This is a genomic window from Streptomyces sp. NPDC055099, assembly GCF_053607685.1.
In genome coordinates, this window is record NZ_JBSGUA010000001.1 from 677349 (window position 1) to 702598 (window position 25250).

General features: G+C 69.8%; 25 protein-coding genes. 11 read left to right on the plus strand and 14 right to left on the minus strand.

Annotated features, from left to right (window positions below; translation table 11 throughout):
* Positions 1–14 precede the first annotated feature (14 nt).
* Entirely contained in the window at positions 15–767 is a 753-nt protein-coding gene (recO, locus tag ACWFRU_RS03045; protein WP_453684066.1) for a DNA repair protein RecO, read from the minus strand.
* Positions 768–926: 159 nt separating this feature from the next.
* Between recO and ACWFRU_RS03050 the strand changes: the two genes are divergently transcribed.
* Positions 927–1604, plus strand: coding sequence for an AIM24 family protein (locus ACWFRU_RS03050; RefSeq protein ID WP_453684068.1), 678 nt, complete (start codon positions 927–929; stop codon positions 1602–1604).
* A gap of 89 nt (positions 1605–1693) precedes the next feature.
* Here the strand turns inward: ACWFRU_RS03050 and ACWFRU_RS03055 are convergent, their stop codons facing one another.
* From ACWFRU_RS03055 to ACWFRU_RS03065, 3 genes are read right to left on the minus strand one after another with little or no spacing between them, the layout of a single operon-like run.
* A complete protein-coding gene (locus ACWFRU_RS03055) occupies positions 1694–2317 on the minus strand; it encodes a DUF1266 domain-containing protein (RefSeq protein ID WP_453684070.1) in 624 nt (207 codons plus the stop codon).
* Between the two features lie 16 nt (positions 2318–2333).
* Positions 2334–2555, minus strand: coding sequence for a hypothetical protein (locus ACWFRU_RS03060; RefSeq protein ID WP_365817154.1), 222 nt, complete (start codon positions 2553–2555; stop codon positions 2334–2336).
* Entirely contained in the window at positions 2552–2773 is a 222-nt protein-coding gene (locus tag ACWFRU_RS03065; protein WP_365817152.1) for a hypothetical protein, read from the minus strand. The genes ACWFRU_RS03060 and ACWFRU_RS03065 overlap by 4 nt, the downstream gene beginning before the upstream one ends.
* Before the next feature lie 118 nt (positions 2774–2891).
* Here ACWFRU_RS03065 and ACWFRU_RS03070 point away from each other — a divergent pair, with 118 nt between their 5' ends.
* Complete coding sequence (locus ACWFRU_RS03070) at positions 2892–3725, plus strand: helix-turn-helix domain-containing protein (RefSeq protein ID WP_453684073.1); 834 nt, start codon at positions 2892–2894, stop codon at positions 3723–3725.
* Positions 3707–3913 (plus strand): DUF397 domain-containing protein, encoded by a 207-nt coding sequence (locus tag ACWFRU_RS03075; protein WP_453684075.1) that lies wholly within the window; start codon positions 3707–3709, stop codon positions 3911–3913. The genes ACWFRU_RS03070 and ACWFRU_RS03075 overlap by 19 nt, the downstream gene beginning before the upstream one ends.
* Before the next feature lie 64 nt (positions 3914–3977).
* Here the strand turns inward: ACWFRU_RS03075 and ACWFRU_RS03080 are convergent, their stop codons facing one another.
* Together ACWFRU_RS03080 and ACWFRU_RS03085 are read right to left on the minus strand one after the other, a co-directional pair.
* Complete coding sequence (locus ACWFRU_RS03080) at positions 3978–5453, minus strand: membrane-associated oxidoreductase (RefSeq protein WP_453684076.1); 1476 nt, start codon at positions 5451–5453, stop codon at positions 3978–3980.
* 32 nt (positions 5454–5485) lie between these two features.
* Positions 5486–6010, minus strand: coding sequence for a GNAT family N-acetyltransferase (locus ACWFRU_RS03085; RefSeq protein WP_453684077.1), 525 nt, complete (start codon positions 6008–6010; stop codon positions 5486–5488).
* On the opposite strand from ACWFRU_RS03085, the gene ACWFRU_RS03090 reads away from it, so the two are divergent.
* A complete protein-coding gene (locus ACWFRU_RS03090; protein WP_453684079.1) occupies positions 5978–6463 on the plus strand; it encodes a hypothetical protein in 486 nt (161 codons plus the stop codon). The two genes, ACWFRU_RS03085 and ACWFRU_RS03090, sit on opposite strands and share 33 nt — an antisense overlap.
* Here ACWFRU_RS03090 and ACWFRU_RS03095 read toward each other — a convergent pair.
* The 3 genes from ACWFRU_RS03095 to ACWFRU_RS03105 all read right to left on the minus strand — a co-directional run bounded on the left by ACWFRU_RS03095 (position 6439) and on the right by ACWFRU_RS03105 (position 9693).
* Positions 6439–6918 (minus strand): hypothetical protein, encoded by a 480-nt coding sequence (locus ACWFRU_RS03095; protein ID WP_453684081.1) that lies wholly within the window; start codon positions 6916–6918, stop codon positions 6439–6441. The two genes, ACWFRU_RS03090 and ACWFRU_RS03095, sit on opposite strands and share 25 nt — an antisense overlap.
* A 133-nt stretch (positions 6919–7051) precedes the next feature.
* A complete protein-coding gene (locus tag ACWFRU_RS03100; RefSeq protein WP_453684083.1) occupies positions 7052–8968 on the minus strand; it encodes a beta-galactosidase in 1917 nt (638 codons plus the stop codon).
* The gene (locus ACWFRU_RS03105) at positions 8965–9693 is read right to left on the minus strand and encodes a FadR/GntR family transcriptional regulator (RefSeq protein WP_453684516.1); all 729 of its coding nucleotides are present in this window, start codon (positions 9691–9693) and stop codon (positions 8965–8967) included. Before ACWFRU_RS03105 ends, ACWFRU_RS03100 begins: the two co-directional genes overlap by 4 nt.
* A 271-nt stretch (positions 9694–9964) precedes the next feature.
* Here ACWFRU_RS03105 and ACWFRU_RS03110 point away from each other — a divergent pair, with 271 nt between their 5' ends.
* The 5 genes from ACWFRU_RS03110 to ACWFRU_RS03130 are packed head-to-tail and all read left to right on the plus strand — an operon-like array spanning position 9965 to position 16479.
* The gene (locus ACWFRU_RS03110; RefSeq protein WP_453684518.1) at positions 9965–11533 is read left to right on the plus strand and encodes an ABC transporter substrate-binding protein; all 1569 of its coding nucleotides are present in this window, start codon (positions 9965–9967) and stop codon (positions 11531–11533) included.
* The gene (locus ACWFRU_RS03115) at positions 11530–12489 is read left to right on the plus strand and encodes an ABC transporter permease (RefSeq protein WP_453684084.1); all 960 of its coding nucleotides are present in this window, start codon (positions 11530–11532) and stop codon (positions 12487–12489) included. Before ACWFRU_RS03110 ends, ACWFRU_RS03115 begins: the two co-directional genes overlap by 4 nt.
* Positions 12489–14480, plus strand: a complete 1992-nt coding sequence (locus ACWFRU_RS03120) for a dipeptide/oligopeptide/nickel ABC transporter permease/ATP-binding protein (RefSeq protein WP_453684086.1) — start codon at positions 12489–12491, stop codon at positions 14478–14480. The genes ACWFRU_RS03115 and ACWFRU_RS03120 overlap by 1 nt, the downstream gene beginning before the upstream one ends.
* A complete protein-coding gene (locus ACWFRU_RS03125; protein WP_453684088.1) occupies positions 14477–15544 on the plus strand; it encodes an oligopeptide/dipeptide ABC transporter ATP-binding protein in 1068 nt (355 codons plus the stop codon). Before ACWFRU_RS03120 ends, ACWFRU_RS03125 begins: the two co-directional genes overlap by 4 nt.
* Positions 15541–16479, plus strand: a complete 939-nt coding sequence (locus ACWFRU_RS03130; RefSeq protein WP_453684090.1) for a dihydrodipicolinate synthase family protein — start codon at positions 15541–15543, stop codon at positions 16477–16479. The genes ACWFRU_RS03125 and ACWFRU_RS03130 overlap by 4 nt, the downstream gene beginning before the upstream one ends.
* 182 nt (positions 16480–16661) lie before the next feature.
* Here ACWFRU_RS03130 and ACWFRU_RS03135 read toward each other — a convergent pair whose 3' ends face one another.
* From ACWFRU_RS03135 to leuA, 5 genes are all read right to left on the minus strand, one after another.
* Positions 16662–17333, minus strand: a complete 672-nt coding sequence (locus ACWFRU_RS03135) for a response regulator (RefSeq protein ID WP_453684092.1) — start codon at positions 17331–17333, stop codon at positions 16662–16664.
* On the minus strand, positions 17330–18541 hold the full coding sequence (locus ACWFRU_RS03140; protein ID WP_453684520.1) for a sensor histidine kinase: 1212 nt from the start codon (positions 18539–18541) through the stop codon (positions 17330–17332). The genes ACWFRU_RS03135 and ACWFRU_RS03140 overlap by 4 nt, the downstream gene beginning before the upstream one ends.
* A gap of 119 nt (positions 18542–18660) precedes the next feature.
* Positions 18661–20748, minus strand: a complete 2088-nt coding sequence (locus ACWFRU_RS03145; protein ID WP_453684093.1) for an MMPL family transporter — start codon at positions 20746–20748, stop codon at positions 18661–18663.
* A gap of 181 nt (positions 20749–20929) precedes the next feature.
* Complete coding sequence (locus ACWFRU_RS03150) at positions 20930–21664, minus strand: TerB family tellurite resistance protein (protein WP_453684095.1); 735 nt, start codon at positions 21662–21664, stop codon at positions 20930–20932.
* A gap of 150 nt (positions 21665–21814) precedes the next feature.
* Positions 21815–23542, minus strand: a complete 1728-nt coding sequence (gene leuA / locus ACWFRU_RS03155; RefSeq protein ID WP_453684097.1) for a 2-isopropylmalate synthase — start codon at positions 23540–23542, stop codon at positions 21815–21817.
* A 297-nt stretch (positions 23543–23839) separates the two neighbouring features.
* Between leuA and ACWFRU_RS03160 the strand changes: the two genes are divergently transcribed.
* Together ACWFRU_RS03160 and ACWFRU_RS03165 are read left to right on the plus strand one after the other, a co-directional pair.
* The gene (locus ACWFRU_RS03160; protein WP_453684099.1) at positions 23840–24910 is read left to right on the plus strand and encodes a M4 family metallopeptidase; all 1071 of its coding nucleotides are present in this window, start codon (positions 23840–23842) and stop codon (positions 24908–24910) included.
* A 37-nt stretch (positions 24911–24947) separates the two neighbouring features.
* Positions 24948–25214, plus strand: coding sequence for a protealysin inhibitor emfourin (locus ACWFRU_RS03165; RefSeq protein ID WP_453684100.1), 267 nt, complete (start codon positions 24948–24950; stop codon positions 25212–25214).
* Positions 25215–25250 lie beyond the last annotated feature (36 nt).

The window sequence follows — 25250 nt, forward strand, 5'->3', positions numbered from 1 at the left end:
CTAGCTGATCTCTGTTACGTGGTTTTCTCTACGTACCGCAATGAGCGGAGCCCGCGCTCCAAGTGCCAGTGCAGATAGGCGGAAACAAGCCCGCTGCCCTCCCTGACATGCCGCGCCTCGCACGCGTCCGCCGTCTCCCAGTCTCCGGTGAGCAGCGCGCCGAGCAGGCCGAGGGCTTCCATCGAGGGTACGACGCTGCCGGGCACCCGGCAGTCGACGCACACGGAGCCGCCCGCGGCGACGGAGAAGAACCGGTTCGGCCCGGGCAGCCCGCACTTCGCGCAGGAGTCGAAGCTGGGCGCGTACCCGTTCACGGCGAGGGAGCGGAGCAGGAACGCGTCGAGGATGAGGTGCGGCTCGTGCTCGCCGTTGGCGAGGGTCCGCAGGCCGCCCACGAGCAGCAGATACTGCTGCACGGCGGGCTCGCCCTCATGATCGGTGAACCGCTCCGCCGTCTCCAGCATGGCCGTGCCGGCGGTGTAGCGCGCGTAATCCGTGACGATCCCACCACCGTACGGAGCGATGGTCTCACTCTGCGTGCACAACGGCAGCCCGCGTCCGATGAGTTCGCTGCCGCGCGCGAAGAACTGCACGTCCACATGGGAGAAAGGCTCGAGCCGTGCCCCGAACTTGGACTTCGTGCGCCGCACGCCGCGCGCTACGGCGCGGACCCGGCCGTGGCCGCGGGTGAGCAGCGTGATGATGCGGTCCGCCTCACCCAGCTTCTGGGTGCGCAGCACGATGCCGTCATCACGGAACAGACTCATGGCCCCATTCTCGCGTACGGGTCCGACAGCCGTGGCCGGGGTCGCACCGGAGCCAGGACCGGACCGGAACCGGACCGGGACCGGACCGGACCGGGACCAGGGTCGCACCGACCCGTCCTGCCCCCTGGTCATTTCAGTCACGCCTGCCAAAATGCCCGCATGAAGAGTGAGCTGTTCTCCACGGAGCACATGGCGCAGCAGTCCGTCGTCCCCGGGATGACCCTGCAGAACGCCAAGTCCATCAAGTACGCGGTCAACGGCGAGATGCACGCACGGCAGGGCGCGATGATCGCCTACCGCGGCGACCTCCAGTTCGAGCGCAAGGGCCAGGGCGTGGGCGGCATGCTGAAGCGGGCCATGACCGGTGAGGGTCTCCCGCTGATGGCGGTGCGCGGCCAGGGAGAGGCGTGGTTCGCGCACGAGGCGCAGAACTGCTTCGTCGTCGACATCGAGCCGGGCGACGTCCTCACCGTCAACGGCCGCAACGTCCTGTGCTTCGACGCGACGCTCTCGTACGAGATAAAGACGGTGAAGGGCGCGGGCGTCACCGGCGGCGGCCTCTTCAACAGCGTCTTCACCGGAGCCGGCCAGCTCGGCCTGGTCTGCGACGGCAACCCGCTGGTGATCCCGGTGTCACCGCAGCAGCCGGTGTACGTGGACACGGACGCGGTGGTCGGCTGGACCGCGAACCTGGACACCTCGCTGCACCGCTCGCAGTCCGTCGGCTCCATGATCAGGGGCGGTTCCGGCGAGGCGGTGCAGCTGATGCTGCGCGGCGAGGGATACGTCATCGTGCGCCCGAGCGAGCTGACCCAGTCGAAGCCGACGCAACACTAGACGCTCCGCTGAGGAGTGCGGTGATCAGCCCGCGGCCCGGTGGGGGCTGGTCGCGCAGTTCCCCGCGCCCCTTCGGGCGTCGGGTCCGCTCAGCGGGCAGGGCGCGCCTGGTCGGGGCGGCTGATCGCTTCCCAGGGGGCGAGGTTCCACGCGCTTGACCGGTTCGCCGGGTCCAGGAGGTTGCGCAGGTGGGCGTCGGAGGCGGCCTGCGGCGCGGGAAAGTCCGCGTCCTGCGTGCCCTGCAGACTGTCCCGCCAGACCTTCCTCCCCAGGAGGTAGTGGCCGGCGTACTCCTCCCAGGAGGAGTACGTCCCCACCACCGTCGGCACGACGTTCTTGAGCCGGTTCCAGGTATCGGCCTCACTCAGCATCCCGCAGGCGAAGCCGCGCCGTGAGATGTCCACATAGAGCGCGATGTCCCACGCCAGCGGCGCGACGCCGATGGACCTCTGCGCCATGGCGCGATAACCGGTGCTCGCCAGCCCGCTCAGGCGCCCGAGCAACTGCTCGGGCGCGGTGATCTCCCACTGCTCGGCCAGCCACTTCCGCGCCTTGCCGTCGTCGATGCGGGTGAACGGATACAGGGTCGTCCGGGACGCGTCCTTGTCCCGGCTGACCGGCGCGCTCAACGAAACCATCCAGAGCTGATGCATGGTGAGCGGTCTCGGGTACTTCGACTCGACCCTCGGCTTGCTCCACTTCCATATGGCCATGGCGCCGCACCCTACGTCACGGCACTTCCCCCCGGCTCCGGGCATTCGCATAGGCCGTTGCCGCCCTCAGCCGCTCGGACGTCGTGGCGGTCCGCAACGCGTCCGGCGCGCAGTCCCACTCCCGCCCGCCGCCGAAGGGGCGGAGCTGCACGTACGGCCCCTCGTGCCCCATGACCCTGCCGACCTGTCCGGTACGGGTGTCCACGGCGTACGCGCCGACGGGAAGGTACAGATTCATGGCGCGACCCCCAGCGCGGCGACCAGCCGGGCCGCCGTCTCGACCCGGCATCCCCCCAATTCGATGATCGGGCAGGGCGCCTCCCGAGCCAAAGATGTGGGGTCGATCCGCAATGACGGCAAAGTAATTCCCGCCCGCGCGAGTGCGGTGCGCAATTCTTTCATGGTCTCCTCCGCGTCCTCGACGCATACCGGCGCGTGCGCCTTCTTCTCACCCATCGGGTGGCTCCCCTTTGCCGTCGGATCTCACTCTTCGCATCCCTACGGTGACGGAATCCACCTAGACTCGTCAGGAGTCTGTCTCCTACAACTGCGGGGCAGCGAAGGGCGGTTGGCCATGGCCAATGGTTCACGTCAGGCGGCCTGGGAGTTCTTCGGCGCGGAGCTGAAGAGACGGCGCGAGGATGCGGGGCTCACGCAGTCGGCGCTGGGGGTGCGGGTTTTCGTTTCCGGTGGATACGTCGGCCAATTCGAACAGGCCATTCGGAAACCGCAGTTGGATGTGGCGGAGAGGATCGATGAGGTCCTACAAACCGATGGCTTTTTCGAGCGGATGTGGCGCACGCTCATCAAGGATCAGCCGTATTCCGAGTACTTCGCCCACGCCGTGGAGTTGGAACGGCTGGCCACGAAGCTCTGCGAGTTCGAACCCGCGCTGATCCCCGGACTTCTCCAGACCCGCGACTACACCCGAGCACTCTGTGTGGCGAGCAACCCTCTCGCCTCGAACGAGTACCTGGAGGAACTGATCAGGGCTCGCATGGACCGAGCCAAGATCCTCAATGACGCTACAAGGCCCGTGTATTGGGTGATCGTGCACGAGACGGTGCTGCGCATACTGGTCGGCGACCCCGCCATCATGGCCGCACAGCTGACCCACCTCGCTTCAATGGCGGAGGAGCGCAAGGTGCTTGTGCAAGTGATCCCATACGACGCCGGGGCTCACCCGAGGATGGGCAAGATGATGAAGCTCATGGAGTTCGAGGACGCGCCGCCAACTGTCTATACAGAGGGAGTGGCTTCGGGAAACTTGCTGGACGAACCAGCAGTGGTGGCGCAGGTTAAGGCGTCCTACGATCTGCTCAGGGCCGTCGCGCTGTCGCCGAAGGCGTCCCTGGCCCTGATCAAATCGGCGGTGGAGGACTACAAGCGATGCGCGAGTACGACCTGAGCGACATGCGCTGGCGCAAGAGCAGCTACAGCAGCGGCGACGAAGCCGACAACTGCGTCGAGGTGGCCGAAGGAGTCCCCGGCGTCGTTCCCGTCCGCGACAGCAAGAACCCCCAGGGCCCCGCCCTACTGATCCGCGCCGAAGCGTGGGCGGCGTTTGTGGGGAACGTGGGAGACCACCCGAGGTGAGCGTCCCGTAGGGGCGCGGGGAACTGCGCGACCAGCCCCCACCGGCCCGCAGCGAAACCCCACCTCACTGCCGACTGATCGCCCTCGTGATGCCGGCGGCAATCGTCGTGGCGAGGGTCCAGCCCATGATGACCAGGGCGTACCCGAACCACTGCCACGCCCCCCGCGCGGCATACGCATGCTCCTGGCCGAAGTCGATGATCGGCAGCAGCAGGTCCAACGTGTAGAACACGGCACTGAACTCCGGCGCTTCCTTCGGCTTCAGCGCCACCGGCTCCCGCACCGCGTACGCGACGGAGCCGACCAGCAGCAGCGAGAGCAGCCAGACCGCGGCACGCGTAGGCCGGAAGCCGTAGCCGACGGTGAGGTCCTGGAGATACCCCCAGGCCTTGGCGTACCAGGGCAGGGTGGTGCGGTGGCGCCGCTGCTTGGCGAGCTGAACGGTACGAGCGGCCGCGTCGTCGCCGACACGGCGGTACGCGGCGGTGAGTTGCTCGTACGCGAAGGGGACGTAGCCCTCGGTGTCCCGCTCCAGGACCTGGAGCCTTCGCTCGGCGGGTTCGTGCGGGCTGAGTCTGTTGTACGTCAGGCCATCGAGGCGGACCTTGTCCGGCCAGGTCTCCGGGGTTATGTGCAGGAGATCGAACTGGCAGCCCCGCAGTGTCACCGTGCCCTCGATGGGCGCGGCCCCGTCCAGCCACAACGTGCCCCCGGTGACGCTGGCGCGCAGGGCCATGCCACCCGGGTTGGAGAGCCGGGCGCCCTCCAGGTTGAACTGACCGGGGATACGGGCACCCGGCAGATTGAGGCGCCCGGAAGCCGTGAGCCGTATCGCATGCAGATCATCCCCGACGCTGAGGTTCGCCGCCTGCAAGGCTGTGCCGCCCGGGTTACTGAGAACCGTATCGTTGAGGGTGATGGTCCCGGCGACCACGGCGCCCGCGAGGCGGACCAACCCGTGGGCGGTGAAGCCGTCGTCGGCGTGGAGATCACCGTCGATGGTGGCGCGATTGAGCGCGAGGACGGGCTCGTCGAAGGCGTCCGACAGGCCGCCCTCGCCCAGCCGCGCCCCGTCGAGGAATACCGCCCCGGCGATCCGCGCACCCCCGAGCCGGATGGCTCTCCGGACGCGGACTCCGGTCATCCGCAGCGAGCCGTCGACCCGTAAGCCCGTGCCGTACAGGTCGGGGAAGACGGACCAGCCCAGATTCAGCTGGCGCAACTGCGCCCCGTACAGGTCCAGTTCTCCGTCGAAGTAGCAGGACCACAGGTGAATCGCCCCGGCGACTTCCGCGTACTCAAGGTCGAGCTTGCCCGTGATACGCGCACCATGCAGCCGCAGGACAGGCGTCTCCCCCTCCTGGCGAGGCCCGTCGATCAGCAGAGCGCGCAACACCTCGGCCCGTACGGTCCGCTCGGGGCCCCAGTCCGCGCCGGAATCGGCGGGTTCCCTGTGCCGCTCCCGGAAGTCGACGCCCCGCCCCAGCGGGAACGCCTCCCACACCTGACGCTCGGCCTCGCTCAGATCCCTGATCTCCACCGACGCGACTCTGACGGGGGCGGGATCATGTGTCAACCAGCGTCCAGGGCACGGCGATAGCGCACCTCGGCCCGCCGCTCCCGCCCCCGCCCTCGCCCCCGCCCGTCGACATCCACTTCCCCCACGACAACAAACCCCGCCCGCACGAGCACCGCCCGCGACCCGGCGTTGTCCACGTCCGTCGCCGCCCGCAGCGAACGCAGCCCGTAGTCGCCGGCGGCGAGCCCGCACACCTGCCGTACGGCATCCGTGGCAAGCCCACGCCCCGTCGCGCTCTCGGCGATGCGATACCCGAGTTCGGCCTCACCGTCCGCGACGTCAACGAGATTGACGCGCCCGACCACTTTGCTCCCCTCCCCCTCCACCTCCACCAGCACGTGGAAGTGACAGGTCCCGGCGGCCTGTTCGGCCAGCAGGGAGGCCTGCCGCGCATCGAACTCGGCGAAGTAGCTGTCACCACGGTCGGGTACGTGCTTCGCGAAGTAGCCACGGTTCTCGCGCTCGAAGGCGAGCAGGGCGGGAGCGTGATCGGGACGCAGGCGCTGAAGTACGGGCATGGCGGCAACGTAGCCGCATCCCACCACTCACCGCCTCGCCTTTTCGCCCCGCACGGTGTGGTCCCGCACTGTCAGTGGGGGCCAGTAGCGTCCGTCCTCCAGTGGCTGGGCCTGCCCGACTCCCCGGAGCTGCGGGCCCGCCTCGACCGGCTCGTGCCCTTCGCGCAGGCCACCGGGTCCGGGTCGTTCTACGCCCTGTGGCGCTGCGACGACTGCGCCGATCTCGCGACGCTGCCGGTCATCCTCTTCGGTGACGAAGGCGATCTCGATGTCGTGGCCTCCGGCCTGCGGGAGCTGCTCCGTCTGCTCGCCATCGACCACGAGTGGTACCTCTCGCAGGAGGAGCGGGACGTCGACGAGGAGCACAGCCCGGCACACGGGGAGTATCTCGTCTGGCTGGAGGAGCGGTTCGGTCTCTCCGCGCTCTACTACTTCTTGACCGGCGGGCAGTAGCCGGTGTCCGCGCCGATGCTGTTGATCTCCGCGTTCGAGCGGGAGTCACCGGCGTAGTCGATCTGGTCGGTGCAGCTGACGCCCGGCTTGTTGGGCGTGCCCGAGGGCTTGTCGCCCTTCTCCGGGGTGGGGCAGGTGCCCGTGTCCGCGCCGATGCTGTTGATCTCGGCGTTCGAGCGCGGGTCACCCGCGTAGTTGATCTGGTCGGTGCAGCTCTTGCCGGACTTGGCCGGCGTGCCCGACGACTTGTTGGCGGCGGAGTCCGCACCCGTCTTGTCCGTCTCGCCGGTCTCGGCGGAACCGCCGGACTTCCCGGCCTCGGAGGCGGAGGAGGGGGCGGACGAGGACGAGGTGTCGTTTCCGCTGCTCTGGCAGGCGGTGAGTCCGAACGCGGCGACGGTGATGACCACGGCGGCTGCGGCCTTGCGGACGTGGAGGAGGGTGGAGTGCGACATGGTCTTCCCGATCTGTGCGGTGTTGCGGGCTCGTGAGAACAAGACTGTCCGCCGCCGCTGGTGATCTATCGCCGTCTCACTAACGCCTCGCTAACGTCCCCCGCAGGTCGCTCATCTGCAGCGAAATCCCACGTCAACGTGCACCCGGGCGGGATTTACTTGCAGCTGCCCTGCCCCCCTCCCACACCTCCACGCCCAACCCGCGCTCATCCATCACCACGCACACCCGCTCGCCGCCCCTCGTGACCCGCGCCCGCGCCTGCGCCCCCTCCGGGAGGCCCGGCAGGACCGGCTCCACCCCGCACTCCGCGCGCACCCGGTCGAGGAGTTCCCGCATCTCCCTCGGGGTGGGGCGCGTGCTCAGGTACCAGGCCACGCCCTCGCCGTAGGGGTGCCGGGTCACCGTCGGGGCGCCCGCGGAGGAGGTACTCACGGCTTCCGCGCCCTCCAGGTGGATCTCCTCCGCCCACGTGCCGTCCGGGCCCGGGTCGAACTCCTCCACCCGGAGGCCGAGCAGCTCACGGAACGGGGCCGGGTAGCCGCCGAGGTGGACGCGGTCGTGTTCGTCCACGATTCCGGAGAAGTAGGACATGAGCAGGGTGCCGCCGCCGTGGACGTACGCGCGGATTCGTTCCGCGGTCTCCTTCGTGACCGAGTAAAGATTGGGGATCAGGAGCAAGCGGTACCGGGTCAAGTCCCCGTCCACCGGGACCACGTCGCACGCCACCGACGCGTCGTACAGCGGCTTGTGGTGCGCCAGGGCCGCGTCCAGGAACGTGACGTCCGCGCTCGGGTGCGCGTCCAGTTCCAGGGCCCACCAGCTCGGCCAGTCCATGAGCAGCGCCGCGTCCGCCCGCTCGGGCGCCGCGCCGAGCAGCCCGGGGTGCGCCGCCAGTTCCGCGCCCAGCTCCCGCACCTCCCGGAAGATCCGCGTCTGACGGCCCCCGTGCGGCACCATCGCCGAGTGGAACTTCTCCGCTCCCCCGCGCGACTGCCGCCACTGGAAGAACAGCACCGAGTCCGCCCCGTGCGCCACCGCCTGCCAGCTGTCCAGGCGCATCCGGCCCGGCGGCTTCCTGCCGTTGCGCTCGCGCCAGTTCACCGCGCCCGGCGCCTGTTCCAGGAGCAGCCACGGCTGCCCGCCCTGAAGGCCGCGCATGACGTCGTACGAGAAGGCCGTGCGGTGGAGTGAGTCCGGGTCGTGCGGGTCGGGGTACGAGTCGTACGACACCACGTCCAGGTGCGGGGCCCACGCGAACAGGTCCAGTGTCTTCGCCACCGGGACGAAGTTCGTCGTGACGGGGATGTGCGGGGTGACGCGGGTGAGGACCCTCTTCTCCGCCAGGTAGCACGCGAGGAGTTCGTCCGAGGAGAAGCGCCAGTAGTCGAGCTGCTGGGCCGGATTACGGAAGGACGGGGCCTTGCGCGGGGTGTGGATCTCCTCGAAGGTGCCGTAGCGCTGCGACCAGAAATCCGTCGACCAGGCGTCGTTGAGCGCCGCCACCGTCCCGTACCGCTCCCGCAGCCACCTGCGGAACGCCGCCGTCGACACCTCGCAGTGGCAGTGGCGTGAGATGTGGCAGCCGTATTCGTTGCCGATGTGCCAGAGCGCGAGCGCGGGGTGCTCGCCGTAGCGCGTGGCCAGGCGTTCCGCGAGGCGTACGGCGTGCGTGCGGTAGACGGGGCTCGACGGGCACCAGTGCTGGCGCGAGCCGGGGTGCAGGCGCACCCCGTCCTCCGTCACCGGGAGGGTGGCGGGGTGCAGGCGCGTCAGCCACGGCGGCGGGGACGCCGTCATCGTCGCCAGGCTGACCGCGACGCCCGCCTCCGCCAGGCGGTCCATGTGGCCGTCGAGCCACGTGAAGTCGTACGCGCCCGGGGCCGGCTCCGTCTTCGCCCAGGAGAAGATCCCGAGCGTGACGAGGTTGACCCCCGCCTCGCGCATCAGCTCGGTGTCCTCGGCGTGCACTTCTGGACCCCACTGCTCGGGGTTGTAGTCGCCGCCGTACCCCAGCGACGCAACCCGGTCATAGAAGTGACTTAGTCTCACCCCACACCCCTCGACTCCTGCCCCGCCCGCGCCTCGATCCCCCGGAAGTGATCCGCCATCGCCCGCTGGGCCCGCTCCACGTCCCGCGCCCGCAGCGCCGTCACGATGTCCCGGTGTCTGCTCACCGTCACGTCGGGCGCGGGGTCACGTGCCCACCCCCGCACACCCGCCACCCGGTTGAAGACGTTCCAGAACGCGCCGAGCAGCTGCGGCACCAGTTCGTTGCCGAGTGAGCGGTAGAGCGTCTCGTGGAACTCGCGGTCCAGCTCGGGGAAGGCGGCGCCCGAGCCCGCCGACTCCTCCATCTTGCGGACCAGCGCCTCCAGTTGGCTCAGTTCCTCGTCCGTGAGCAGCACCGCCACCCGCCGCACCAGGCCCTCCTCGAGGACCTCCCGCAGCTGGAGGATCTCCGCCAGCGCATGGGTGTCGTCCGCCAGTTGCACCAACGTACGGAACGTGAGCCCGTCGGCCAGCGGTGTCAGGGAGGCCTGGCCCACGTAGGTCCCGTAGCCGTGTCGTATCTCCACGATGTCCAGGGCCTGGAGTGCCTTCAGCGCCTCACGCACCGAGTTCCTGCTGACCCCCAGCTCTTCCATCAGCTCGGCCTCGGTGGGCAGCAGCGCGCCCGGCCGAAGTCTTCTGTCGAGGATCAACTGCATGACGGCGCGCTGGACTTGGCTGCCCGCACGCCGTTCGCGGACTGGCTCCTGAGGCATGCGGCACATCGTAGGCACGGATGACATCCCACGTCCCACCTCCGGGCCAACATCGTTCGGGACGGGCCGGATTCGGATCCGTGCGCGATCTCTTGACCGGCCCTCGCGGCGCTCCTATGGTCGCCACGCCACCACGACGTAGGACGTGGGATCTCTCAAGGGAGCAAGGGGAGACACAGTGAGCGACCAGAAGACCAGCAGCGGCTCCACCGAGCCGAACGGCTCCACCGCACACACCGGACCCGCACCGGACCGTCGGACCTTCCTCAAGTACACCGGTGTGCTGGGCGCCGCCGCCATCACGACCACGCTCTCCGCCTGCTCGGGACCCGAGTCCACGAACGAGGCCGGGGACGGGGGCGGCAAGGGCGGCGACTCCACGCTCACCGCCGTCATCGGCTATGGCAACGACGGCAGTTGGGACCCGACGCAGACCGCGTCCGCCTTCGCGATGGCCGGCAACGAGCACATCTACGAGGGTCTGCTGAACACCGATCCCATCACCCGCGAGCCGTATGCCGCGCTCGCCACGGAGATCCCCACCGACGCCAAGGCGACCACCTGGAAGTTCACGCTGCGGCCCGGCGCCAAGTGGCACGACGGGAAGCCCGTGACCGCCGACGACGTGGTGTTCGTCTTCGACCGCATCCTGGACCCCAAGACGCAGACCCTGGCCAAGGGCTTCTTCGAGAGCTGGCTGAAGGAGGTCAAGAAGGTCGACGCGACCTCCGTCGAGCTGATCCTGAAGTTCCCCTTCCCGGACGGGCTCGCACGCCTCTCCCTCGCCAAGATCATGCCGAAGCACGTCTTCTCCAAGCCCGGCGCCTGGGACGAGGCGACCAAGGGCAAGGCGGTGGGCTCGGGCCCGTACAAGCAGGCGTCGCACGCCCCGAAGTCCAACACCACCTTCGAGGCCTTCGACGACTACAACGGCCCCCGCAAGGCCGCCTTCAAGAAGATGAACTGGCTGACCATCGTGGACGCGGCACCCCGCGTCGCGAAGATCTCCGGTGGCAGCGCGGACTCGGAGATCTCGGACAACATCCCCTACGCCAACATCGAGCAGCTCAAGAAGGGCGGGCTCACCGTCGAGGGCGGGGCGGGGATGAACAACCTGTTCCTGATGTTCAACACCGCGCACAAGCCCTTCGACGACGTACGCGTGCGGCAGGCGCTCCACTACGCCATCGACACCGAGAAGATGATCCAGGTCGCCCTGAAGGGGCACGGGAAGGCCTCCACCTCCTTTCTCAACGAGTCCAACCCCGCCTACCGGCCGGCCAAGACGGTCTACGCGTACGACCCGAAGAAGGCGAAGAAGCTCCTGAAGGAGGCCGGGGTCAAGGATCTGTCGATCAATCTCATGGCGGTGAACGTGAGTTGGATCGTCGACTGCCTGCCGACCATCAAGGCCTCGTGGGACGCGATCGGCGTCAAGACGACCCTCGACCCGCAGGAGACCACGGCCGTCTTCACCAAGATGGATCAGAAGAAGGACTATCAGGTCGTCGCTGCCGCATCGAATCCCAACCAGTTCGGCATCGACCCCGACCTGATCATGCACTACAACTACGGGCCCGAGAACCTGTGGATGGGCTACGCGCGCTGGGCGGACAACGCCGTGGCCAAGAAGCTCTTCAAGGACATGGACCAGGCGACGCGCGAGCCGGACGCGGCCAAGAAGAAGGCCATGGTCCAGGACTACATCGACACCGTCGCCGAGCAGGCGGTGATCTATCCGGTCGTCCACAACGAGCTGATGACCGCCTGGGACCCGAAGAAGCTCACCGGCGTCAAGGCCCAGCCCTACCCGGGGATCAACCTGCTCCAGGCGAAGTGGGCGACGTGATCGCGGTCCTCCGAATCCTGGTCCGCCGCTTGGTCCTGCTCGTCCCGCTGCTGCTCGGCATCGTCCTGTTCGTCTTCCTCGTGATGCGGTTCTCGGACGTCGACCCGGCGTCGGCGTTCTTCCAGGGCGCCAATCCGACCGAGGAGCAACTGCAGGAGTTCCGCGAGGAGAACGGCCTGCTCGATCCGCTGCCGGTGCGCTATGCGGCGTTCGTCGGCGATCTGGTCCAGGGCGACATGGGCATCAGCGTGCTCACCCGCTCGCCGGTGATGGAACAGGTCACCACCGCGCTGCCGCTCACCCTCCAGCTGACGTTCCTGGGGCTCGGCATCGCGGTGGTCATCTCGCTGCTGCTCGGTGTGACCGCCGCGATCTACCGCGACCGGCTGCCGGACCAGCTGATCCGCGTCATCTCGCTGACCGGTGTGGCGGCGCCCGGCTTCTGGCTGGCGCTGCTCATGATCCAGTACCTGGCGGTGGAGGCGGGCTGGTTCCCGACCGGCGGGTACGTCAACCCCGGTGACTCCTTCACCGGCTGGCTGAAGACGATGACCCTCCCAGCCCTCGCGCTCTCCCTGCCGGTGGCGGCCGGGCTCACCCGCATCATCCGCACGGCGGTGGTCGAGGAACTCGACAAGGACTACGTGCGGACGGCGATCGGCAGCGGTCTGCCACCGGTCGTGGTGGTCGGCCGCAACGTCCTGCGCAACGCCCTCATCAACCCGCTGACCGTGCTCGGCCTGCGCGTGGGCTATTTGCTCGGCGGCGCCGTCGTCATCGAGACGATCTTCTCGCTGCCCGGCATGGGCAAGCTGATGATCGACGCCGTGAAGAACGGCGACCCGGCCGTCGTACAAGGGGTCGTCATCACGACGGCCGTCGGATTCGTGGTCGTGAACCTGGTCCTCGACATCCTCTATCTGCTGGTCAATCCGCGTCTGAGGGGGACCGCCTGATGATCACGTCGCGCAAGGCCCTGGCCGAGCGCCTCTCGCGGCCCGGCATCCGGCTGCGCTCCCTGCGCCGCCTGCCCGTGCTCTCGCGCGTCGCGGTGGGCGTGATCGGCGTGGTCGTCCTCGTGGCGCTCTTCGCGCCGCTGCTCGCCCCGCACGACCCGCTCGACCAGCAGCCGCAGGCCGACGGCACGGGCCACCCGACGGCCGACCACTGGATGGGGCAGGACAGCCTCGGCCGGGACATCCTCAGCAGGCTGATGTACGGGGCGCGCTGGTCGCTCGCGATCGGGCTCGGGGCGACGCTGCTCGCCCTGATCGTCGGGGCCGCGCTCGGGGCGATCGCGGCGACTTCGCGCAAGGCGGTCGACGAGACGCTGATGCGGTGCCTGGACGTCGTCATGGCGTTCCCCGGGATCGCGCTCGCGGCGGTCCTCGTGGCGGTCTTCGGCGGCGGCATCCTCGTACTGATCTGCGCCATCGCGTTCCTGTTCACCCCACCGATCGCACGGGTCGTGCGCGCGAACGTGATGGATCAGTACGGCGAGGACTACGTCGTCGCCGAACGCATCGTCGGGGCCCGCACCCCGCACATCCTGATCAAGCACGTGGCCATCAACTGCGCGGCGCCGATCCTGGTGTTCTGCACGGTGCAGGTCGCCGAGGCGATCGTCTTCGAGGCCTCGCTGTCGTTCATCGGCGCGGGCGTGCGGCCACCGGACCCGTCCTGGGGCAGCGTCATCGCCGACGGCAAGAACATGGTGCTGCTCGGCGGCTGGTGGGCGACGGTCTTCCCCGGACTGCTCATGCTGATCACGGTCCTCGCCCTGAACATCCTCTCCGAGGGCGTGTCGGACGCGTGGGCGGCGCCCGCGACGCGCGACGTGCCGGGAGAGGCCCGCAAGGAGGACCGCCTCGAAGCGCCCGAGCCGGGCAGCGGCAAGGTCCTCGAACTGCCGGGCCTGACGGAGGCGGCCGAGCGCCTGCGCTCACGCGCGCGCCCGCTGCCGGAGGGCGCTCCGGTGCTCACGGTCTCCGACCTCACCATCGGCTTCGACGCCCGCCACGGCGGCGTGGACATCGTCGACGGCATCAGCTTCCACGTCCGGCCCGGCGAAGTCCTCGGCCTGGTGGGCGAGTCGGGCTGCGGCAAGTCGCTCACCGCGCTGACCGTGATGGGCCTGGAACCCAAGGGCGCCCGCATCGGCGGCCGGGTCACCTTCGACGGCGAGCAGCTGCTCGGCATGCCGATGCGCGTCCGCAGACGGCTCCTCGGCCACGACATGGCGATGATCTACCAGGACGCCCTGTCGTCCCTCAACCCCGCGATGACGGTCCGCTCCCAGCTCAAACAGGTCGTACGAAGGGGAGGGCGCCGCACGGCGGTCGAACTCCTCGAACTGGTCGGCCTGGACCCGGAACGCACCCTGCGCAGCTACCCGCACGAACTCTCCGGCGGCCAGCGCCAGCGCGTCCTGATCGCGATGGCCCTCTCCCGCGACCCGAAACTGATCGTCGCCGACGAGCCGACGACGGCCCTGGACGTCACGGTCCAGGCCCAGGTCATCCAACTCCTCCTGCGCCTGCGCGAGGAACTGGGCTTCGCGCTGATCCTCGTCTCGCACGACCTGGCCCTGGTCGCGGACGTCACCGACCGGGTGGTGGTGATGTACGGCGGCCAGATCGTCGAGACGGGCGTGACGGCGGACCTCGTCGAGGCACCGTCGCACCACTACACGCGCGGCCTGCTCGGCTCGGTCCTCTCGCTCGAATCGGCGGCGCAGCGCCTGACCCAGATCAAGGGCGTCGTCCCCTCACCGGCCGACTTCCCCGCGGGCTGCCGGTTCGCGGACCGGTGCCCCCTGGCGAGCGAGGTGTGCCGCACGACGGCGCCCGAACTCGTGGGCGGGGCACGGCATTCCATCGCCTGCCACCACCCGGCGCAGCAGCCGCCACGGGTGCCGCGGCCCAGGGGAAACGAGGCCCTCAAATGACCACGGAGAGCACCGCCACCACCGAGAACCTGATCACCCTCTCCGACGCGCACGTCGTGCACCGCGCACGCTCGGGCGGCCTCTTCTCGCGCGAGCGGGTGTACGCGCTGACCGGCGCCGACCTGACCATCGCGCCCGGCGAGACGGTGGGCGTCGTGGGCGAGTCGGGCTGCGGCAAGTCGACGCTCGCGAAGGTGCTCGTGGGGGTGCAGCAGCCCACGGCGGGGACGGTGTCCTTCCGGGGACGCGACCTGTGGACGATGAAACCGGCCGAGCGCCGGACGGCGATCGGCCGCAACACCGGCATGATCTTCCAGGACCCGTCCACGGCCCTGAACCGCAGGCTGACCGTACGCCAGATACTCCGCGACCCCCTGGACGTGCACAGGACGGGGACGGCGGCCCAACGCAACGATCGCGTCCGCGAGTTGATGTCGCTGGTCGGCCTCCCCAAGGTCCTGGCCGACGGCCTGCCCGGACAGCTGTCGGGCGGCCAGCGCCAGCGCGTGGCGATCGCGCGCGCCCTGGCCCTCGAACCGGAGCTGGTGGTGGCGGACGAGCCGACGAGCGCGCTCGACGTCTCCGTGCGGGCCCAGATCCTCAACCTCCTCCTTGACCTGAAGGAGCGGCTCGGCCTCGCCCTGGTCTTCGTGTCGCACGACATCCAGACGGTGCGGCGGATGAGCGACCGCGTCATCACCATGTATCTGGGCAGGATCGTGGAGGAGTCACCGGCACAGGAGATCCTGGACAGAGCGCGCCATCCGTACACCCGGGCCCTCTTCTCCGCGACGCCCGGCCTACTTGACCCCATCGACCCGATCCCGCTGGTCGGCCCGGTGCCGTCGGCCACACGACCGCCGAGCGGCTGCCCGTTCCGTACGCGGTGCTGGAAGGCGGACGACGCCTGCGCGGCCACCATGCCGGACGTCGAGTCGACGCCGGGGTCCGGGCGGTCCGGGCACCGCTACCGCTGCCACCACCCCGTGCCGGACGGCCAGTCCACGCACGAGCTAGTGATCCAGTCCGCCGCCACGGACGCGAGCCCCAGGGAGACCCCATGACACTGCCCACCCCGCTGAACGGTGTCGTTCCGCCCGTCTGCACGCCCCTGACACCGGACCGCGAGGTGGACACGGCGTCGCTCGTCAGGCTGGTCGACCACCTGGTCGCGGGCGGGGTCGACGGCCTGTTCGTCCTCGGTTCGTCGTCGGAGGCGGCGTACCTGACGGACGCCCAGCGGAGGCTGGTGATCGAGACGGTGGCGGGCCATGTGGGGGGACAGCTCCCGGTCCTGGCCGGGGCGATCGACATGGCGACGCCGAGGGTCCTTGACCACGTCCACTCCGTCACGGACGCGGGGGCGGACGGCGTGGTGGTGACGGCCCCCTTCTACACGCGCACGCACCCGGCGGAGATGGCCCGCCACTTCCGCCTCGTCGCGACGCGTTCACCGGTCCCGGTCTTCGCGTACGACCTCCCGGCCTCGGTCCACTCCAAACTGCCCGCGGAGCTGATCCTGGAACTGGCGGCGGACGGCGTCCTGGCCGGCCTGAAGGACTCCAGCGGGGACGAGGGGAACTTCCGGGAGGTGATCCTGGGCGCGCGGGGCCGTCGTACGGACATCGCGGGCTTCAGCGTCCTGACGGGTTCGGAGACGACGGTGGACTCGGCGCTGGCGATGGGTGCGGACGGGGTGGTGCCGGGGTTGGGGAACGTGGACCCCGAGGGTTATGCGCGGCTGTACCGCTACTGCCGGGAGGGGGACTGGGTGCGGGCCCGGTCCGAGCAGGAGCGGTTGTGCGGGCTTTTCGGGATGGTGCGGGTGGGGGATGCGGGGCGGATGGGGGCCAGCTCTTCCGCACTGGGCGCGTTCAAGGCGGCGCTGCACCTACGGGGCGTGATTGCCTGCCCCGCTACTGCGGAGCCACAGGTTCCGCTGGGCCCCGGGGAGGTTGAGCGGGTGGGGAAGTTCTTGGCGGGGGCCGGGTTGTTGTAAGCCCTCCCTGCGGGGCTTTCCCCAACCCCACCCCTTGGCTTCGCCGAGTTCGTCCTCAAACGCCGGACGGGCTGAACCACTCAGCCCGGCCGGCGTTTGAGGCCATCTTTTCGGGGGCCCAGGGGGCGGAGCCCCTTGGTTTCGGGAAGGGGCGGGGTTGGGGATTGCCCCGCAGGGAACGCCTACCCCTCCACCCCCGGCCGCACCAACCCCGACTCATAAGCCACAATCACCAGCTGCGCCCGATCCCTCGCCTCCAACTTCCCCATGATCCGGCTGACGTGCGTCTTGGCCGTCAAGGGACTCAACCCCAACGACTCCGCGATCTCCGCGTTGTTCAGCCCCCGCGCGACCAGCGCGAGAACCTGACACTCCCGCTCGCTCAGCTGACCGGAAAGCGCATCCGGCAGAGCGACCTCCGCCGGCCCCCGCAACACCCGCGCAACAAGCCGAGAAGTCGGGCCCGGCGAAAGCAGGGACTCCCCCGCCGCCACCACCCGGATCGCCTCCAGCAGCTCCGCCGGCTTCGTGTCCTTCACCAGAAACCCCGAGGCCCCCGCCCGCAACGCCTCCACGACATGCTCATCCGTGTCGTAAGTGGTCAGCATCAGCACCTTCACCCCGGCCAGATCCTCGTCCCGCGCCAGCAGCCGCGTGGCCTCGATGCCGTCCAGGTCCGGCATCCGGATGTCCATGACGATGAGGTCGGCCCGCTCCGAGCGGGCCAGGTCGACCGCCGCCCGACCCGTCCCCGCCTGCCCCACCACCTCCATGTCCGGGGCGGACTCGACCAGCATCGCGAAGGCCGCCCGTACCAGCGTCTGATCGTCGGCGAGCAGCACACGGATCGTCATCGAAGCCCTCCCACAGGCGTCAGGGGCAGTACGGCCGACACCATGAAACCGCCCTCGGTCCGGGGCCCCGCCTCCAAGGTGCCGCCCACGCTGCGGGCCCGTTCCCGCATCCCCACGAGGCCGAACCCGGGGGCGTGCGAAGGGCCATCGGCGCCGGGGGTACCGGCGCCGGGGGCATCGGCGCCCCGGCCGTCGTCCGTGACCGTCACCCGCAGTTCCGCCCCCTCCGCGCGTATCCCCACCCGGATGGTGAGCCCCGGCCCGCCGTGCCGCACCGCGTTCGTCAGGGCCTCCTGCACGATCCGGTAGGCCGCCGCGCCCACGGCGGGCGACGCGTCGGCCTCCCGTACCGTGAGGTCGACCTCGGCCCCGGACGTACGCGCCGCCTCCGCGAGGTCGGCGAGGCCGTCGAGGCCGGGCAGCGGGCCCCGCGTCTCCTCCGCGCCGCCCGTCTCCCTCAACACCTCGAGGGTGGCGCGGAGTTCGCCTCGCGCCGAGCGGCAGGTGTCGGCGATGTCGTCCAGGGCCTTGGCCACCGCCGCCCGGTCGAGCCGGTCCGGATCGGCGGCGAGGACATGGGCCGCGACGGAGGTCTGCACGCCGACCAGGGTGATGCTGTGCGCGAGCAGGTCGTGCAGATCGCGGGCGACCCGCAGCCGTTCCTCGGCGACCCGCCGCCGCGCCTCCTCCTCCCGCGTGCGCTCGGCCCGCTCGGCACGTTCCAGTACGGAGGTGACGTACTGGCGGTGGATGCGCACGTACACGCCGAGCAGCAGCACCGCGACGATCCACCCGGCGATTCTCAGCACCTCGGCCACCTGGTGCGGGGCCACGCTCGCGTTGACGGACATCGTGACGCCGACGACGAGGGTCCCGGTGATCAGGGCGCGGCGCGGACGGCCCGAGACGGCGACGGTGTAGAGGGCGACCATGCCGACCGGGACCGCGGCCACGTGGGTGTAGTCGACGGCGTGGTACGGCGCGACGCAGGCCATGACGGCAAGGAGCACGGGCACGGGACGGCTTCGCCGCCACACCAGGGGCAGATGGGCGCCCAGGAGGAGCGCCCACCCCAGCGCGTCCGGCCGCCGCCCGTCCACGACGAAGACCGCGAGCAGGACGGACAGCACCGCGAGGCCCGCAGCGAACACCGCGTCGTCCCGCAGGGCACGCGAGGTGCCGGGCACGGCCCCGGTGAAGGGCAGCACACCGCGCGGCCCCGACGGACCCCGGCGGACCTGAACCTCCGGTTCTCTCCCCACCGCTGCATCCTCCCGTACGAGGACGCCCCTCCGGCAGGGAAGGGGCGTCCTGAAGCGGTCAACTGTCAGGGGGCGGGCACCCGTTGGGGCTCCGTCTCCGGTACCGGGCCGGTGGCGGGCGCGGGCCGCGACAGCTTGCCCGGCCACCACACCTTGCGCCCCAGCGCCACGCTCGCGCTCGTCACCAGGTACGTCCGCACCAGGAACGTGTCGAGCAGTACCCCGACCGCGATCACGAAGCCGAGCTCGACGAGCTGCACCAGCGGCATGTTGGTGAGCACCGCGAACGTCGCGGCGAGCACGAGCCCCGCCGAGGCGATGACGCCGCCCGTCGTCCGCAGCGCGGTGAGCGCGGCGGCCCCCGGTTCGGCTCCGGCGAGGGATTCCTCCCGCATGCGGTGCATCAGGAAGATGCCGTAGTCGACGCCCAGGGCGACGAGGAAGACGAAGGACAGCAGACCGAGTCCCGGGTCGGTGCCCTCGAAGCCCAGGAGCGGCTCGAAGACCAGGCCCGCGATGCCCAGCGACGCGCCCCACACCGCGACCACCGCGGCGAGGAGCAGCAGGGGCGCGACGAGGGAGCGGAGGAGCGCGACCAGGATCAGCAGGACGGCGGCGAGCACCAGGGGCACGATGACGAGCCGGTCGCGGGAGTTGGTGTCCTTCAGGTCGAGCTGCTGGGCGCTCGATCCGCCCACGTACGAGCCGTCCAGGTCCGCCCGCAGCGCCTTGATCGTCGCGGTCTCCCCCGCCGACTCGGGCGGGGCCTTCGCGATCACGGAGATCTCCGTCCAGCCCTCGGCGGTACGTCCCTTCTCGGCGCTGTCCACACCCTTCATGCCCTTGATGTCGGCGAGGGCGGTCGTGGCGCGGTCCTCGGGCGTCAGCACGGTGATGGGCCGGGTGCCGCGTTCGGGGTAGGCCTTGGCGAGGGTCTCCATGGCGGTGACGGAGTCGGGCGTCTTGGTGAAGGAGTCCTCCTGTTTCAGGGCGCCCGGCAGGTTCAGCGCTCCCAGGGCGAGCGCGCCGAGCAGCACGGCGCCGGCCGCGAGCACGGTGCGGGGCCTGCGGCCCGCCGAACTGCCCATCAGGGAGAAGAGACTGCGCCGCTGCTTGGGCTCGCTGCCGAAGGCGGGCACGAGCGGCCAGAACACGCGCCGTCCGAGGAGGACCAGGACCGCGGGCAGCAGCGTCAGCATCGCGGCGAGCGCGCACAGCACGCCGACCGTGCCGAGGGGGCCCATGCCGCGGCTGCTGTTGAGGTCGGCGGCGAGCAGGCAGAGCAGCCCCGCGGCGACCGTCCCCGACGAGGCGAGCACGGCGGGTCCGCATCCCTTCAGGGCGGCGGTCATCGCGTCGTAGGGGCGCTCGATCCTGCGCAGTTCCTCGCGGTAGCGGGAGACGATGAGCAGCGCGTAGTCCGTGCCCGCGCCGAAGACGAGGATCGTCATCACACCGCTGCTCTGGCCGCTGACGGACGTCCCGAAGGCTTCGTGCAGTCCGTACGCGACGCCCATCGCGAGGTAGTCCGCGACGCCCGCCACGGCGAGCGGCACGAGCCACAGGAAGGGGCTGCGGTAGATGAGGATCAGGAGCAGCGCGACCACTCCGGCGGTGGTGTAGAGCAGCGGCCCGCCGAGGGAGTCGTAGACCTTGCCCGCGTCGGTGTCGAGCGCTCCCGGTCCTCCCACGTCGACGCTCAGCCCGCCGTCGCCTTCGGCGGTCTCGCGTATGTCGTCGACGAGGGCGTCCCTGGCCTCTTCGTCCTGGCCGGGCTCGGTGCTCGCCACGGGGTACATCAGCGTGGTGCCGTCCTTGGACGGTACGGCGCGCGGGTCGGACGTCAGCTCGTGGGCCCGGCCGATCTCGGCGACCTGGGCGGCCGCCGTCTCGCGGTCGGCGGCGGTCAGGCCGCCGTCGCGGTGGTAGACGAGCACCAGTTCGGTGGACTTGCCGCCGGGCAACTGGTCCTGGATCTTGGCCACTTCGGTGGAGTCGGCGCTCGCGGGCAGATAGTCGACGACGCGGTCCTGCTGGGCGTCGGACAGCTTCGACGCGAAGGGCCCGGCGAGCGCGAGCACGGCTATCCACAGTCCGAGGAACACCCAGGGCACGGCTCGTCGCCGTCGTGCGGTGGTCTGTTCGGCCCGCATGACGGGCCTCCTTCCGGCAGGTCGGCAGCTTCGGTGCCTACCCTTCCGGAGGGGCTCGCGCGTTCCGTCGGGCGCGAGGGCGAGTTGAGGAGTACGGCGCAGGGAGACATCCGCGTCGCAGTACTCCCTGGGGAGTAGCGCCCCTGCACTCCTGAGGTAACCCGTGAGGTCGCCCCTGAGGTCAGAAGTGCGTCGTCCGCGCCGCCACCATCAGCCGCGTCACCTCGTCCGCGCCGATGGTCAGCGCGCCGCCCGCCGTGGCGAGCACCTCGCGCTCGGCGGGGGTGTACGGGCCGTCGGCGAGGGCGATCCGCGCGCCCTGGAGCAGCAGCGCCTCGCGTCCGGCCGGGGCCAGGTGCGGGGCCAACGGGCCGAGCGCCTCGTGGAGTTCTATGGCCAGACCGGGCCCGCAGTCCGGGACGGTCGCCCGTCCGGTGTCGGCGGCGAGCGCGTCGACGAGGGCGACGAGCTGTTCCTCGCGGCAGTCGTCGAAGCCCGCCCCGCGCAGCGCGCCGACGGCCGCGTCGAGCGTCGTGCGCGAGGAGGTGCCGCCCGCGGCGAGGACGGCGAGGACGACGGTGTGCACGGCCTCGCGCACCATGGCCGACAGGCGCGTGGTGGTGGGATGGCCGAGAACGTCCGTGCCGAAGTGGTCGCCGCAGGCGGCGCACTCGACGATGGGGCCCGCTGTGCCGCGCGGCAGGACGGGAACACCGAGCAGGACGAAGCGGCGCCGGCCCGTGCGGCGCTGGTAGTTGCGGTCACCGCCGCAGCCGGGGCAGAAGAACTCGCCGTCCCCGACGGTGGTCCAGGCCGTGTGCACGCCGATCACGCGCCTGCGCAGGACCCGCCCGCGGGATACGGGCGTGGCGAAGATGCGGGATTCCCGGCCGTTTCGTCCCCGATCTGGCAGCACCGCACACCTCCGTAACGCCCCGGCAACATTGCCGCGTTGGGCGTGATGTTAGCCACATTGTTGATGTGGCGTCAGCACCCTGTGCGAGAGATGGCCGGTAGACGATCGCCGGACAGGCTCAATTTCGGCCTGCCCGGCGGCCGGGAAGCGTCAGCGTGCGGCGCGGTTCACCGCGGAGACCGCGGCCTTCAGCGAGGCACGTGTCGTGTTGGCGTCGATGCCGATGCCCCACAGGACCTTGTCACCGATGGCGCATTCGATGTACGAGGCGGCCTGCGCGGAGGCGCCCTCGCTCATCGTGTGCTCCTGGTAGTCCAGGAGGCGTACGTCGATGCCGATGCCCTGCAGCGCGTTGAAGAAGGCCGAGATCGGACCGTTGCCGGTGCCGGTCAGGACGGTGTCGGCGCCGTCGACCGTCGCCTCGACGGTCAGCGTGTCCGTGCCGTCCTTGTCGGTGGTGGTCTGGCCGTTCTTGACCTGGATGCGGCCCCACGGGTTCTCGGGGTTGGGCAGGTACTCGTCCTGGAAGATGCCCCAGATCGCGTCCGGCGTGACCTCGCCGCCCTCGGAGTCGGTCTTCGTCTGGATGATCTTCGAGAACTCGACCTGCATGCGGCGCGGCAGGTCCAGCTTGTGGTCGTTCTGCAGGACGTAGGCGATGCCGCCCTTGCCGGACTGCGAGTTGACGCGGATGACGGCCTCGTACGAACGGCCGACGTCCTTGGGGTCGATGGGCAGGTACGGGACGGCCCACTCGATGTCGTCGACCGTCTTGCCCTGCTGCTCGGCCCGGACGCCCATCGCCTCGAAGCCCTTCTTGATGGCGTCCTGGTGGGAGCCGGAGAAGGCGGTGTAGACGAGGTCACCTGCGTACGGGTGGCGCGGGTGGACCTCCATCTGGTTGCAGTACTCGGCGGTGCGGCGGATCTCGTCGATGTCGGAGAAGTCGATCTGCGGGTCCACGCCCTGCGAGAAGAGGTTCATGCCCAGGGTGACCAGGTCGACGTTGCCGGTGCGCTCGCCCTGCCCGAACAGGCAGCCCTCGATGCGGTCGGCGCCGGCCATGATGGCCAGTTCGGCGGCGGCGACGGCGGTGCCGCGGTCGTTGTGCGGGTGGACGGACAGGCAGACGTGCTCGCGGCGGGTCAGGTTGCGGGACATCCACTCGAAGCGGTCCGCGTGGGTGGAGGGCGTCGAACGCTCGACCGTGGCGGGCAGGTTCAGGATGATCTCGCGGCCCTCTTCGGGCTGCCATACGTCACAGACGGCCTCGCAGACCTCCAGCGCGAAGTCCAGCTCGGTGTCGGTGAAGATCTCGGGGCTGTACTGGTAGCCGAAGACGGTCTCGGGGCCCAGCAGCTTCTCCGCGTACTCCATGACCAGGCGCGTGCCGTCGACGGCGATCTGCTTGACCGCGTCCTTCGAGCCACGGAAGACGACCTCGCGCCAGACGGGCGCGGTCGCGTTGTAGAGGTGGACGGTGGCGCGCGTGGCGCCGACCAGCGACTCGACGGTGCGGGCGATCAGCTCCTCGCGGGCCTGCGTCAGCACGGAGATCGTGACGTCGTCCGGGATCGCGCCGTCCTCGATGATCGACCGCACGAAGTCGAAGTCCGTCTGCCCGGAGGAGGGGAAGCCGACCTCGATCTCCTTGTAGCCCATGCGGACCAGGAGGTCGAACATCTCGCGCTTGCGCGCGGGGGACATCGGGTCGATCAGCGCCTGGTTGCCGTCACGCAGGTCCGTGGAGAGCCAGCGGGGAGCGACCGTGATCCGGTTGTCGGGCCACGTGCGGTCGGGGATGTCGACCTGGTCGTACTGCCCGTACTTGTGGATCGGCATGGAAGTGGCGCGCTGCAGATTGGGCTTGATCGCCATGATGCGGGGGCTCCTCGGGAGTGTCCTTAAGGACGGCCGACGGTCGCTTCGCGAGCAACACCGAACTCCGCGGGGAGGGGGTCGGCCTCGACTACAGGCCCTCGCCGCGGCAGCTAAGGAGAAGCAGCCCGTAACGCATGATGCTCCGCAGCCTAGCCGAGCCGCGCTGTGTGCGCGGGTGCGTATCAGTATGCGGGATCGCCGCCAGGTAACGGGTATGAGGTGATCAATACCTCTATTTCATTAATCATGGTTGCAGGTAGTGACAGCGGCATGACCCAGTGCCACATTGCCGCCATGACCGCCAACCCAGGCTTCGAGCCTGTCTTCTGCACCATCATTCCGCCCCACGTGCTCGACACTCTGGCCCAGAGTGACGACGCCACGCTCGCGGGTCCCGCCCGCCGCACCCTGGAACGGGACTCCATCGAGCGCACCCACCGCCGTCTGACCACGGTCATCGGCGCCCCGTCCGTCTCACTGCCCAAGGAAGCCGCGGAGAGCAAACCGCACCGCACGATCTACGACGCGAAGCACAAGACCGAGCTGCCGGGCCGCAAGATCCGCGGCGAGGGCGAGAAGCCCGGCAAGGACGCGACCGTCAACCGCGCGTACGCGGGCCTCGGCGCGACCTTCGAGCTGTTCCTGAAGACGTACCAGCGCAACTCCATCGACGGCAGCGGTCTGCCGCTGAACGCGACGGTCCACTACGGCGAGAAGTACGGGAACGCCTTCTGGAACGGCGAGCAGATGGTGTTCGGCGACGGTGACGGCGAGATCTTCCTCGACTTCACCATCCCGGTGGACGTCATCGGCCACGAGCTGACGCACGGCGTCGTGCAGTACACGGCGAACCTCACGTACTTCGGCCAGCCGGGCGCCCTGAACGAGTCCTTCGCGGACGTCTTCGGCTCGCTGATCAAGCAGTACACGCTCGGCCAGACCGCCGCCGAGGCCGACTGGCTGATCGGCGCCGGGCTGCTCGCGCCGCGCGTGACCGGCAAGGCGCTGCGCTCCATGAAGGCCCCGGGCACGGCGTACGACGACGACGTGCTCGGCAAGGACCCGCAGCCCGCCGACATGGACCACTACGTCCGCACCGGCCGCGACAACGGCGGCGTGCACATCAACTCCGGCATCCCCAACCACGCCTTCTACCTGCTGGCCGAGGCGCTCGGCGGCAACGCGTGGGAGCGGGCCGGGCAGATCTGGTACGCGGTCCTGACCGGCGGCGAGCTGGCCCAGGACGCGTCCTTCGCGGACTTCGCGAAGCTGACGGTGGCCGCGGCACGCGCCAAGTACGGCGAGGGCGAGGAGCACGGTGCCGTGGTGAAGGCGTGGTCCCAGGTCGGGGTGCCCACCAACTGACCTACCCACCGACCTCCCCATGGAGTAGACAGGACCCATGCGTATCCAGGTGAAGCGCACGGGAGGATTCGCGGGCATCGAGCGGCACGCCGAGGTCGAGACCTCGGGACTGCCCGATGCCCACGAGTGGCAGGCCCTGGCCGAAGAGGCCGTGGCAGAGGGCCGGAGCACGCCACCGATAGGGGTGCCGGACGGCTTCAGTTACCAGCTCACCGTGGACGGACACACGGTGTACTGCTCGGATCCCCGCCTGACCGAACCACAGCGCAAGCTGATCACGCGCGTCCTCAAAGAAGGCGCGTAAAAACTTGAACTGTGTTCACGTTTTCTGAGGTACGCC

Bases quoted from the DNA above. Each gene is read 5' to 3' on its own strand.
- ACWFRU_RS03125 (WP_453684088.1), top strand. From the start codon at position 14,477: ATGACCACGGAGAGCACCGCCACCACCGAGAACCTGATCACCCTCTCC.
- ACWFRU_RS03060 (WP_365817154.1), bottom strand. From the start codon at position 2,555: ATGAATCTGTACCTTCCCGTCGGCGCGTACGCCGTGGACACCCGTACC.
- leuA (WP_453684097.1), bottom strand. From the start codon at position 23,542: ATGGCGATCAAGCCCAATCTGCAGCGCGCCACTTCCATGCCGATCCAC.
- recO (WP_453684066.1), bottom strand. From the start codon at position 767: ATGAGTCTGTTCCGTGATGACGGCATCGTGCTGCGCACCCAGAAGCTG.
- ACWFRU_RS03105 (WP_453684516.1), bottom strand. From the start codon at position 9,693: ATGTGCCGCATGCCTCAGGAGCCAGTCCGCGAACGGCGTGCGGGCAGC.
- ACWFRU_RS03160 (WP_453684099.1), top strand. From the start codon at position 23,840: ATGACCGCCAACCCAGGCTTCGAGCCTGTCTTCTGCACCATCATTCCG.
- ACWFRU_RS03075 (WP_453684075.1), top strand. From the start codon at position 3,707: ATGCGCGAGTACGACCTGAGCGACATGCGCTGGCGCAAGAGCAGCTAC.
- ACWFRU_RS03055 (WP_453684070.1), bottom strand. From the start codon at position 2,317: ATGGCCATATGGAAGTGGAGCAAGCCGAGGGTCGAGTCGAAGTACCCG.
- ACWFRU_RS03120 (WP_453684086.1), top strand. From the start codon at position 12,489: ATGATCACGTCGCGCAAGGCCCTGGCCGAGCGCCTCTCGCGGCCCGGC.
- ACWFRU_RS03135 (WP_453684092.1), bottom strand. From the start codon at position 17,333: ATGACGATCCGTGTGCTGCTCGCCGACGATCAGACGCTGGTACGGGCG.
- ACWFRU_RS03145 (WP_453684093.1), bottom strand. From the start codon at position 20,748: ATGCGGGCCGAACAGACCACCGCACGACGGCGACGAGCCGTGCCCTGG.
- ACWFRU_RS03095 (WP_453684081.1), bottom strand. From the start codon at position 6,918: ATGTCGCACTCCACCCTCCTCCACGTCCGCAAGGCCGCAGCCGCCGTG.
- ACWFRU_RS03065 (WP_365817152.1), bottom strand. From the start codon at position 2,773: ATGGGTGAGAAGAAGGCGCACGCGCCGGTATGCGTCGAGGACGCGGAG.
- ACWFRU_RS03130 (WP_453684090.1), top strand. From the start codon at position 15,541: ATGACACTGCCCACCCCGCTGAACGGTGTCGTTCCGCCCGTCTGCACG.
- ACWFRU_RS03085 (WP_453684077.1), bottom strand. From the start codon at position 6,010: ATGCCCGTACTTCAGCGCCTGCGTCCCGATCACGCTCCCGCCCTGCTC.
- ACWFRU_RS03165 (WP_453684100.1), top strand. From the start codon at position 24,948: ATGCGTATCCAGGTGAAGCGCACGGGAGGATTCGCGGGCATCGAGCGG.
- ACWFRU_RS03050 (WP_453684068.1), top strand. From the start codon at position 927: ATGAAGAGTGAGCTGTTCTCCACGGAGCACATGGCGCAGCAGTCCGTC.
- ACWFRU_RS03070 (WP_453684073.1), top strand. From the start codon at position 2,892: ATGGCCAATGGTTCACGTCAGGCGGCCTGGGAGTTCTTCGGCGCGGAG.